The 2,670-nt window shown below is 60.3% G+C and carries 3 protein-coding genes; all 3 read left to right on the forward strand.

From position 1 onward, the window contains the following. Positions 1-111, forward strand: a 111-nt coding sequence (locus WM40_RS26300; RefSeq protein ID WP_046154525.1) for a LuxR C-terminal-related transcriptional regulator, incomplete at its 5' end; no start/stop codon positions are given. A 273-nt stretch (positions 112-384) separates the two neighbouring features. Beyond that, entirely contained in the window at positions 385-1,242 is an 858-nt protein-coding gene (folD, locus tag WM40_RS26305) for a bifunctional methylenetetrahydrofolate dehydrogenase/methenyltetrahydrofolate cyclohydrolase FolD (protein WP_046154526.1), read from the forward strand. A 99-nt stretch (positions 1,243-1,341) separates the two neighbouring features. Further along, a partial coding sequence (locus tag WM40_RS26310) for a M3 family metallopeptidase (RefSeq protein WP_046154527.1) occupies positions 1,342-2,670 on the forward strand: 1,329 nt, incomplete at its 3' end.

The following is a 2,670-nucleotide window of genomic DNA, read 5'->3' on the forward strand; positions in this document are numbered from 1 at the left end:
CTCGGCATCAGCATCAAGACGGTCGAGGCGCATCGCGCCAATATCATGGAGAAACTGAACGTCAACACGGTCGCCGACCTGTTGCGTCTGGCCTTATCGGCCAAGCCCTGAGTGGATCGGCGCTGCGGCGATATATAATGAGGCCGTATCGCGCCGCGCAGCCTGCTGTCTCGCCGTGGTGATGCCGTTGCAGGCGGACCGTTCGAATCCGATGAAGCCGCGCTGGCGACAGTGTGGCTTCATTTGTTTTTGGATACCGCACAGGGGGCCGGCACGATGCCGAGCACGTCTCATGGCCGCCCCTGTCCGACCGTAATTGCATCACGTGGCAACGTGGCAGGACCTACCGCGCACCGTCTTTATTCTGACTGACCGTAACCATCCATGACCGCCACCCTGATCGACGGCAACGCCCTGTCCAAGAAACTTCGCGGCGACGTCGCAAAACGCGCCGCCATCCTGACCGCAGCAGGACATCAACCTGGTCTCGCGGTGGTCCTGGTCGGTGACAATCCGGCGAGCCAGGTCTACGTTCGCAACAAGGTCAAGGCCTGCGAGGAATATGGCGTGTATTCGCGCAAGATCGACCAGCCAGCGGATCTCAGCGAGGCGGCGCTTCTTGCACTGATCGACGAACTGAATCAGGATACCGCGATCGACGGCATTCTCGTGCAATTGCCGCTGCCGCCACATATCGACAGTCACAAAGTCATCGAGGCGATTGCCCCCGAGAAGGACGTCGACGGCTTTCACGTCGCCAACGCCGGTGCGCTGATGACCGGCATGCCGTTGTTCCGTCCGTGCACGCCCTATGGCGTCATGAAGATGTTCGAGGCCTATGACATCCCGCTCTCGGGTGCCGAAGCCGTCGTCATAGGTCGATCCAACATCGTCGGCAAGCCGATGGCGATGATGCTGCTGGAAGCGGGCGCAACCGTCACCGTCTGTCATAGCAAAACCCGAAATCTCGCCGCGCACACGAAGCGCGCCGATATCGTCGTGGCCGCCACCGGGCGCCGAAATGTATTGACAGCGGATATGGTCAAGCCAGGTGCGACTGTGATCGACGTGGGCATGAACCGCGACGACGCGGGGAAATTATGCGGGGATGTCGATTTCGCCGGCATCGTTCCCGTGGCCGGCCATATCACACCGGTACCGGGCGGCGTTGGGCCAATGACGATTACCATGTTGCTGGTGAATACGATCGAAGCCGCGGAACGCAAGCAAGGCACGTTCTGAGACAATCCGCCTAGTTGAATTCGATCACCACCCAACGCCCGCGGCATCTTTTTTAGCGGGCGCGCGGGCACACAGCGGTACTGCTGAAAGGAGAAGGAAATGGCTGCTTCGACACTCTCGACCACGCCAGCGGCTCACGCCGATACGGCCCAGCCCAACCCGCTGATCGAACTCGGCCGCACCGCCGGCCTGCCCCGTTTCGCCGATATACGCGCCGAGCATGTCAGCCCGGCGCTGGACGTATTGCTGGAACATGCCCGCGCCGCCGTGGACGCGGCGATCGCGCCCGACACGCCCGCCACCTGGGCAACGGTCATCGATGCGTTGCAGGCAGGGACCGAACCACTTGGTCGTGCATGGAGCGTCGTCGGTCACCTGAGCGCGGTCGCCGATACACCCGCACTGCGTGCCACCCATGCGGAAAACCTCCCTCGCATCACCGAATTCTACGCGAGCGTGGGTCAGAATCTGGCCCTTTTCGAAAAGTACAAAGCGATCGATACCGCCGAAGGCGCAGCACTGACGCCCATCCGACGCAAGGTCCTCGACGATTCGCTGCGCGACTTTCGCCTGTCCGGTGCGGAATTGCCGGAAGCCAGCAAGCCGCGTTTTGCGGCACTGCAGGAGCGGCAGGCAAGCCTTTCGAAACAATTCTCGGATCACGTGCTGGATGCCACCAACACGTTCGCCCATTGGGTGCATGATCTAAGCGAACTGGCGGGCCTGCCTCAGGATGCAATCGACGCAGCGCGGGAGGCCGCCGATCGCGATCCCGAATCCGCGAAGCACGCTGCCGGCGGCAATGCGTGGAAATTCACATTGCACTTCCCTTCTTACTTCCCCGTCATTCAATATGCGGACAATCGCGCCTTGCGTGAGATTCTATATCGCGCTTACGTTACCAGGGCATCGGAGCTGGGGCCGGAATATGGGCAGGGGCAGGCAGAGTGGGATAACACCGACAATATGCGCGAGCAGTTGACGTTGCGCGCGGAAGAAGCGCACATTCTCGGTCTGTCAAATTATGCCGAAGTGTCATTGACACCGAAAATGGCCGATACGCCAGCACAGGTCATCGCTTTTCTGGATGATATCGCTAAACGTGCCAGGCCGTATGCGCAAGCTGATTGGAACGCGTTACAACGTTTTGCCCGCGACCACGTCGGTATCGACGATCTGGCGCCATGGGACGTAGCCTACGTCTCGGAAAAACTGCGACAACGGCAATATGCGTTTTCCGAGAATGAAGTAAAGCAATATTTCCCCGAGCAGAAAGTCCTGAGCGGCTTGTTCGGCCTGATTGAAAAGCTGTTCAACGTGCGCATCCGCGCGGATCAGGCACCGGTATGGCATCCGGATGTCCGCTTCTTCCGCGTGGAGTCGATGGATGCGGGTGCGCCGCGATTGGTCGCGCAGTTTTATTTGGAC

Origin of the sequence: Robbsia andropogonis (genome assembly GCF_000970345.1) — a bacterium.
In the GTDB taxonomy this organism is placed as follows: Bacteria; Pseudomonadota; Gammaproteobacteria; order Burkholderiales; family Burkholderiaceae; genus Robbsia; species Robbsia andropogonis.